A 7,835-nucleotide genomic window follows, 5' to 3' on the forward strand; every position below is an offset into this window, starting at 1 on the left:
GCGCAAGGGGGGAGATTGGCAGCTCGCACCTCGCCTCCAACTTGAGATCGAACAATGTCGCAAAGCGACGCCTCTGAGCTGATCGCGCAACCTATATTGCACTGCATCGGGGCGCGCAGGAGGAAGCAATGGCATTTCTGGCGGGGCATTGCATGTGCGGGGCGGTCGCCTGGACATATTCCGGGCAACTCACGCGCAAGCTGGTCTGTCACTGCGCCGATTGCCAGCGCGCCACGTCTTCTCCCTTCACGGCCTTCCTCGGGATGAGACCGGAGCATCTGAGCTGGACCGGCGACATCGTGCACTATGAGAGCAGCCCCAACACATTTCGCGGCTTTTGCCCGTCCTGCGGCTCAAGGCTCTATTTCCGCTCCGACAAATGGCCCGCCGAGATTCATGTCCATGCCGCCACGATGACCGATCCGGGCGACTACCGGCCGGACGCGCAGGTCGTCATGCGCTCACGGGCGAAATGGCTCGACCGGCTGCCGTCGATCCCGACCCATGACGGCTTCCAGCAAAAGCCGTCGGTCCACCCACCTGCCGAGACACGTTAAGCTCCGGGGTGAGGCACCGAGACGGCTGCGAAGCCGGCATGCGGGCAAGGGCCGGCATACAGTTTTCGGCAAGTTTGTTGCCGTCTCGCACAAAGTTCTCGAAACCGGCAAGCTCTTGGGCTACAACGGTTTCCAGGACCGCCTGTGTGAACCCTGCAATGATCAAGACTGATGACGACAGCCCGAATGGCGGACGCAGCGCGCTGTTTGCGCCGCCTGGCGAAGCGTCGGTAGCGGATCGGCCGCCACGCCAGCGCAAGGCGCTGCTGTCCTCCTCGATGGTCGGCTCGACCAATCGCGGCCGCGTGCTGCAGGCGCTGTTCGATCTCGGCCCCACCAGCCGCGCCGAGCTGGCGCGGCTTGCCGGCGTCAATCGCACCACCATTTCCGGCATCGTGCAGCCGTTGATCGATGATCAGGTGTTGATCGAGAGCGACCCGATCCCCGCCAATCCCGGCGGTGGCAAGCCGGCGCGGCCGCTTTGGTTCTCGCCCAATGCCCGTCCGATCTGCGGTGTGCTTTTGATGCCGGACGCGGTCCATGCCTGCGTGGCGACGCTCGACGGCAAGATCGAAGCGGAGCGCAAGATGGCGTTGCCGGACGGCAGGGGACCGGTCGGGCCGATCATCGAAACCATCGCCGAATGCGTCGGCGATACGCTCGCCAAGGCGCGGCGCATGCCTTTGGGCATCGGCGTCGGCGTCGGCGGCATGGTCGACACCGATCGCGGCTCGATCGTCACCGTCAATCTCGCCCCCGCACTCGACCGCTATCCGCTCGCCGACGAACTCGGCCGCCGCTTTGGCCTGCCGGTCAAGCTCGACCACCATCCGCGCGCCCTGCTTGTCGGCGACCGCTGGTTCGGCGCCGGGCGTGGCGTCAGGCAGTTCGCCGTCGTCTATACCGGCGAAGTGCTCGGCGGCGCGCTCTTTTTCGACGGTCATCTCTATCGCGGCACCGCGGGCGCGGGCGGCGAACTCGGCCATACCTTTGTGCAGCTCGATGGCGAGCTCTGCCGCTGCGGCAGGCGCGGCTGCTGGGACACCATCGCCACGCTGAGCTGGCTCCGGCGCGAGGCCAGCCGCATGGCGCTGCCCGAGCCCGACCTGATCGATTCGACCCGCCTCGTCGACATGGCGCAGCACCGATTGCCGGGGGCGGCCGAGCTGCTCGACCGCTACGCCCGCAATGTTGCCGTCGGCATCGCCAATCTGCAGCAGACGGTGGCTCCCAACATCTTCATCCTGCATGGCGATGTGGTGCTCGGCGGCGATCGCATGCTGGACGCAATAGCCGATCATGTCCGCGCCATGGTTCCCTCGCGCCCGGGTGGTGCGATCGAATTCATCGCCGGCGATGCCGGCGACGGCGCCGCACTGCTGGGCGCAGCCGGGCTGGTGATCTCCGAGCTGCTGCAGCTGCCGATTTAAGTCGAGGGCGCAAGCCGGAATGAGAGCCAATCTCCCTTGCGGGGAGATGTCCGGCAGGACAGAGGGGGGTGTGAAGGATCGCCAGCCTTTCGGCTCATCCCCGCCACGGCCTATGTTGAGAATGCAGCGAAGGTCTCCCTGACAGGCCGGCGGGACAGCACCCCCCTCTGGCCTGCCGGCCATCTCCCCCGCAAGGGGGGAGATGGCAGCGTCTGCGCCCCGCCCCGCTTACCCCACCAGCCCCGGATAGCTCTGAAACCACGGCTGCATGCGCTCGAAGCGCGCGGCCATGGCCAGCACGCTGGCGTCGGCGTGTCGCCGCCCGATGATTTGCAGGCCGACGGGCAGGCCCTGCGCCGTCAGCCCGGCCGGCACCGAGATCGCGGGATGGCCGGTATAGTTGATAGGATAGGTCATGCACCAGCCGATCAGCGGATCGACCGCCTCGCCATTGATCGAGGTCGGACCGATCGTGTTGCCGTCAGTGGCATTTTTGACCGGTGGAATGGCCAGCGTGGGCGAGACGATCAGGTCGTGGGTTTCAAACAAATCCTGCAAGCCGTCATGGACGCCGGTGCGCAACAGGTCGTCGAGTGCGTGCTCGACCGCCGACACCTTGTAGGCGCCCTCCAGCATGGCGCGGAATTGCGGCGTCAGCACCGCCGCGTGCTCGCCCATCAGGTCGATGCCTTCCTGCTTCCAGTACACAGCGATCGCCGCGTAGTGGATCGAGATCGTGCGCACCCAAAGCGCCGCCAGCTCCTTGTGGTCGGCCTTGAAATCGGGCTCGACCTCATCGACCTCGATGCCGTTCCGGCGCATGACATCGACCGCGTCGGCAATGACCGCGGCGACATCAGGGTGGACCGGGAAATTGCCGAGGCGCGGGCTGTAGGCGATCCGCGGCTTTCGTGCCGGCCCGCTGACGGCGCCGACATAGTCGACGCCATCGTCCGGCAGGCTGAGCGGATCGCGGCTGTGCGGCCCGGCCATGACCTTGGTCATCAGCGCCGCGTCTGCGACGGTGCGGGCCAGCGGTCCGATATGGACCAGCGGATGCCCCCACAGAAACCCGTCGGGACGCGTCACCGAGGGGATGCGGCCGAAGGAAGGCTTGAAGCCGACGGTGCCGCTGAACGAGGCCGGGATGCGCACCGAGCCGCCGCCATCGGTGCCTTGCGCCAGCGCCGCCATGCCGTCGGCCACCGCGGCAGCGCTGCCACCGGACGAGCCGCCGGAATTGTAGCCGATCGCGAACGGCGTGCTGGTCGGCCCGAAACGCGGATTGTCGGTGATGCCCTTGTGGCCGAACTCGGGCGTGTTGGTCTTGCCGAGCACGATGGCGCCGGCATCGAGCAGGCGCTCGACCGCCGCCGCGCTGTCTTTGGGCACCCGGTTGTGCACCGCCCGCGATCCCATCGAGGTCGGCACTCCGGCGACGTCGTCGAGATCCTTGATGCCGACCGGCACGCCGTGCAGGGGGCCGAGAGGAAGCCCGGCCATCACTGCCCTTTCGGCGACGCGCGCGGCGTCCATCGCTTCGTCGCCGAGCACCAGCGTATAGGCATTGACGGTCGGGTTGCGCGCCTCGATGCGGCGCAGATACGCCTCCGTCACCTCGACCGGCGACAGGTCGTGGCGCCGGATGCGCGCTACCAGTTCGGTGGCCGGCAGGAAACAGAGCTGCGTCGCGTCGTCTGCAGAAGTCATGAAAGTCGTTCCGTCTTGTTGAGTTCTATTTGATGAACACTGGATTTGCCGAGCCGCCCGTGCCTTTGCTGACCTTGGCCGGGCTCGCGCAGTAAAAACCCTCGTAGCGGCGGTCCGCGGCGCGGTCGGCGGCCAGCGCGTCGAGCGACGCCATTTCGGTGAAGACGATTCCGAGATTGCGCATCAGCGCCGCGTGCAGCACCAGCATCAAGCCTGTCCCGGGTTCGTAGGTGGTTTCGTTGGCCAGCGTGTCGGTGACCAGGCTCGGGATCTGCATCTCGTCGAACCAGCGCACCAGTTCGAGGCTGAAGGTCAGGCCCGGCTCCCAGTAATCCTCGCCAACGCTCCGCTGTCCCGCCGCCAGCGCGCCGACCCAGCCGGTGCGGATGAGCAGGATGCTGCGTGGCAGGATGTCGATACCTTGCGCCCGCGCGCATTCCATCAGGTCGTGATGTGTAAAGGTTTCGGCGCGGTCCAGCGCCGGCTTGCCGCGAAAGCGGGCGATGTCGAGCAGCACGCCGCGGCCGACGATGCCGTGCGCGGCGATCGGCATGATGCCAGCCTTGGTCATGCCGCCATTGGTGCTGGTGGCTGGGAATCCGTTCCACAGCGTGTCGTCGAACCACATATGGCCGAGCGCGTCGCAATGGGTGCCGGCCTGGGCGAAGCCGGTGACGTAGTCGTCGGCGAATTCGAGGCCGCCGGCCAGCGGCTGCCAATGGCCGTTCGCGAAGCCGGCCTTGTCGGCAACCATGAAATGCTTCGCCGGCCAGCGGCCGGGAAACACCGCATCGCCTTCTTGGGTGGCGATCGGCACGCCGAGCGTGAAGGTGCGGCCGTGCCGCACCGTCGCCAGGCCATGTATGACCTGTTCGGCGTTCAGATAGTTGAGCGCGCCGATCTCGTCGTCGGCGCCCCAGTGGCCCCAGCGGTTGGGCGCATCGGCCAGCAGCCGGCTGAGCGTCATTGCGTCGGTTGCACTCATGCGCCGGCCTCCAGCGTGGCGGCTCGGGCCGGCATCGCTTCCTTGGCGCCGGTGATGTAGGCGACGACCTCTTCCATGTTGGTGGCGGAACTCGGGAGATCGGCGGCCTTGCGGCCCCGGCGCATCACCATGACGCGGTTGCAGACCTGCCAGAGGTGATCGAGATTGTGGGTGACCATGACGATGGTCAGCCCCTTGGCGCCGAGCCGCCTGATGAGGTCGAGCACCTCGCGCGATTCGCGCACGCCAAGTGCGGCGGTCGGTTCGTCGAGCAACAGCAGCTTATGCCCCCAGAAGGCGCCGCGCGCGATCGCCACCAACTGGCGCTGGCCACCCGACATGCGCTCGACCGTCTTGCTGCGCACGCCGGGGATGTCGATGTTGAGTTCATCGAGACCTTTGATTGCCGTGTCGCCCATCGATTTCAGGCGGATCCAGCGCAACAGGGCAGGGCCGCGACCAAGCGCGAGCTCGCGGCCGAGGAAGAAGTTCTCGGCCGCGGTGAAGGTGCCGATCAGCGACAGGTCCTGATAGACCGTCTCGATGCCGAGGCGCTGCGCCTCGGCCGGTGGCGATAGTTTCCGCGGCTGTCCTTCGAGAACCACCTCGCCGGAAGTCGGATCATGCGCGCCGGCCAGGATCTTGATCAGCGTCGACTTGCCGGCGCCATTGTCGCCGACGAGGCCGACGATGTCGCCCTTGGCAATATCCAACGAAACATTGTCGAGCGCCTGGATGCCGCCGAAGCTGCGGCAGATGTGGCGCAGGCTGAGCAGTGTTGCCATGGCCTAGCCCCTTCCGTACCGGCGGCCGATGCCGCCGAGCGCCACGGCGACGACGAGCAGGCAACCGGTGAACAGGAACTGGGTGAAGATCGGCGCGCCGATCATGGCCAGACCATTATTGCCGACGGCGACCGTCAGCACGCCGATCAAGGTGCCGATTATGTGGAACTGACCTTCCCTGAGCGCCGCCGAGCCGAGGAAAGCGGCCGAGAACGAGGTCAGCATGAAACCATCACCCGCCGTCACCTGGCCTGAGCCGAGATTGGAAGCCATCAGCACGCCGCCGATTGCCGCGCAGGTGCTGGCGATGGCGAAGGCGACGATGCGGCTGCGATCGACGGCGACACCGGCGCGGCGCGCCGATTCCGGGCTGACGCCGATCGCCTTGATGTGCTGGCCCTGCACGGTCCGGTTGAGGATCACCCATAGCAGCGCCAGCACCACAGCCATGATGATGACGAGATGCGGCACCCCGGCGATCCGGCCGATGGCGATGTTGGTGAATTCCCGGCTCTGGGTGAGCTGCAGCGGAATCCCGCCCGAATAGGCGTAGTTCAGCCCGACGACGATGGTGCCGGTGCCGAGCGTGGCAATGAAAGCGTTCACGCCGATCTTGGAGACGACGATGCCGTTGACGATGCCGATCAGCGTGCCGAGGCCGACGACGAGGACGATGGCCAGCGGAATCGACAGCCCGCTGCTGCTCAGGAGGCCTACCACGAGCAGCCCGCAGAAGCTCGCGACATAGCCGATGCTGAGATCGAAATCACCGGCCACGAGCGGCACGGTGAGACCGGCCGCGACGATGGTGCCGATCGCCATGTCGTTGATGATGTTGCGAAAATTGCCGATCGTGGCAAAAGTCCCCGGCTGCAGCACCGAGAAGATCAGCAGCATCGAGCCCAGCACGATGATGGTGCCGTAGGTGCCGAGCAGGCGCATCAGCATGGCGCGTCGTTCGCGGGCGCTGGGTGACGGATACCCGGCCTGCGTTGACGGCGCGGCGCCGGGTACCCCTGCCGGAGCGGAGGTTTCGGGCAGTGAATGGTCAGCGGGCATGGCGGCTCTCATGATCGGACTTCGATCTGGCCGGGCGTGCCCGGCCAGATCCGCAATCTGCGGAGCTTACTGCGGATTGTCCTTCATGAACTGGTCGACATTGTCCTTGGTGACGAGCGTGTAGCCCGGCACGAAGGATTTCGGCTGCCACTTGTCGCCGGCTGACAGGATGTCGGGGATCTGGTCGACCAGCATCTTGCCGGCCGAGGTCAGGTCGACGCCGAGCGTGGCGGTCATCGTCCCGTCCTTGACCGCTTGCACGGCGGGCGCCGTGGCATTGAACGAATAGACCTTAACGTCGCCGCGGCCGTTCTGCTTCAGCGCCGCGATCGCCCCCATGGCGTTGTCGTCATAGCAGTTGAAGATCGCGAACGGCCCCTTGGCGTCGGCATTGGCGGCGAGCCAGGCGCTGGTCGCCGCCTGCGAGGATTCGGCCGCGCCCGGGATGCTGATCTCGTGCGAGGTCGCCTTCAGTGCCGGATTGGCCTTGACCGCCGCATCGAAGGCGTCGGCGCGCTCGCGGCACGGGATGCCGGGGTGATAGGTGAGGTCGAGCACGGTCCCCGTGTTGCCGATATCCTTCAGCATCAATTCGAGCAGCGGCGGCGCGGCACCCGTGCTTGCCGAAAGCGCGATACCGTCGGCCATGCCGCCGCCGGCCGAAAGCACCGGGATCTTTGCATCCGCGGCCGCCTGGAGCCCTGCGGCCAGCCCGGTCGAATCGAACACCGTGACGATGATGGCGTTCACCTTCTTGGTCACCAGCTGCTTGATGCTGGTGATCGCCTGCGACGGATCGCCATTGGCATTGAGCGTTTCCACCGTCCAGCCCTTGGACTGGGCTCCCTTGGTCATGGTGTCAACCATCTGGTTGGTGTCGACGTCGGAAGTCGAGAAGGTGACGATGCCGATCGTCAACTTGTCATCAGCGGCAAACGCCGCTGGTATGAAAGATGCCGCGACGAGCGCCGCGGCGGAGAATTTCTGAAAGCGGTTCACTTGCATTCCCCTTTTGACCGAGTGTTCCTGCTCACAGTCTGACCGCTTCTCAGTTTTCACCGAAGGGGTCGTCACAGATCGAACTGTTTGTTCGTGCGAGCCACGTACTAACTATAGTCATAGGCCTCGATAAGGAGCAACGGCTATTTTTGGGGCTTCCCCTTCTCCCCTTGTGGCCGAGCGAAGCTCGGTCGGATGAGGGGTGTTGGAAGGATCACTACCTCGAAGATGTAAGCGATTAAAATCCTTCGATTTTTTCGCGCCGCGCTTCTTCCAGCACCCCTCATCCGTCTCGGCGCTGCGCGCCGAT

The 7,835-nt window shown here is 65.8% G+C and carries 8 protein-coding genes; 2 read left to right on the forward strand and 6 right to left on the reverse strand.

Going from position 1 to position 7,835, the window contains the following annotated elements; all coding sequences use genetic code 11:
• Positions 1–128: 128 nt before the first annotated feature.
• Positions 129–557 (forward strand): GFA family protein, encoded by a 429-nt coding sequence (locus MESS4_RS14080; protein ID WP_006331774.1) that lies wholly within the window; start codon positions 129–131, stop codon positions 555–557.
• A gap of 158 nt (positions 558–715) precedes the next feature.
• A complete protein-coding gene (locus MESS4_RS14085; RefSeq protein WP_006331776.1) occupies positions 716–1,987 on the forward strand; it encodes an ROK family protein in 1,272 nt (423 codons plus the stop codon).
• 228 nt (positions 1,988–2,215) lie between these two features.
• Here the strand turns inward: MESS4_RS14085 and MESS4_RS14090 are convergent, their stop codons facing one another.
• From MESS4_RS14090 to MESS4_RS34205, 6 genes are all read right to left on the reverse strand, one after another.
• Entirely contained in the window at positions 2,216–3,697 is a 1,482-nt protein-coding gene (locus MESS4_RS14090; RefSeq protein WP_006331778.1) for an amidase family protein, read from the reverse strand.
• A 25-nt stretch (positions 3,698–3,722) separates the two neighbouring features.
• Positions 3,723–4,682: a cyclase family protein gene (locus tag MESS4_RS14095; protein ID WP_006331781.1), complete on the reverse strand. Its 960-nt coding sequence runs from the start codon at positions 4,680–4,682 to the stop codon at positions 3,723–3,725.
• Complete coding sequence (locus MESS4_RS14100; protein ID WP_006331783.1) at positions 4,679–5,467, reverse strand: ATP-binding cassette domain-containing protein; 789 nt, start codon at positions 5,465–5,467, stop codon at positions 4,679–4,681. Before MESS4_RS14100 ends, MESS4_RS14095 begins: the two co-directional genes overlap by 4 nt.
• Before the next feature lie 3 nt (positions 5,468–5,470).
• Entirely contained in the window at positions 5,471–6,526 is a 1,056-nt protein-coding gene (locus tag MESS4_RS14105) for an ABC transporter permease (RefSeq protein ID WP_036241278.1), read from the reverse strand.
• Between the two features lie 66 nt (positions 6,527–6,592).
• Positions 6,593–7,525: a sugar ABC transporter substrate-binding protein gene (locus tag MESS4_RS14110; protein WP_006331795.1), complete on the reverse strand. Its 933-nt coding sequence runs from the start codon at positions 7,523–7,525 to the stop codon at positions 6,593–6,595.
• A gap of 117 nt (positions 7,526–7,642) precedes the next feature.
• The coding region (locus tag MESS4_RS34205; protein ID WP_210161683.1) for a hypothetical protein at positions 7,643–7,835 on the reverse strand (193 nt) is incomplete at its 5' end.

Origin of the sequence: Mesorhizobium sp. STM 4661 (assembly GCF_000359125.1) — a bacterium.
GTDB lineage: Bacteria > Pseudomonadota > Alphaproteobacteria > Rhizobiales > Rhizobiaceae > Mesorhizobium.

What these genes read in the sequence shown, in the direction of transcription:
- MESS4_RS14080 (WP_006331774.1), top strand. Translation starts at nt 129, where the DNA reads ATGGCATTTCTGGCGGGGCATTGCATGTGCGGGGCGGTCGCCTGGACA.
- MESS4_RS14085 (WP_006331776.1), top strand. Translation starts at nt 716, where the DNA reads ATGATCAAGACTGATGACGACAGCCCGAATGGCGGACGCAGCGCGCTG.
- MESS4_RS14090 (WP_006331778.1), bottom strand. Translation starts at nt 3,697, where the DNA reads ATGACTTCTGCAGACGACGCGACGCAGCTCTGTTTCCTGCCGGCCACC.
- MESS4_RS14095 (WP_006331781.1), bottom strand. Translation starts at nt 4,682, where the DNA reads ATGAGTGCAACCGACGCAATGACGCTCAGCCGGCTGCTGGCCGATGCG.
- MESS4_RS14100 (WP_006331783.1), bottom strand. Translation starts at nt 5,467, where the DNA reads ATGGCAACACTGCTCAGCCTGCGCCACATCTGCCGCAGCTTCGGCGGC.
- MESS4_RS14105 (WP_036241278.1), bottom strand. Translation starts at nt 6,526, where the DNA reads ATGCCCGCTGACCATTCACTGCCCGAAACCTCCGCTCCGGCAGGGGTA.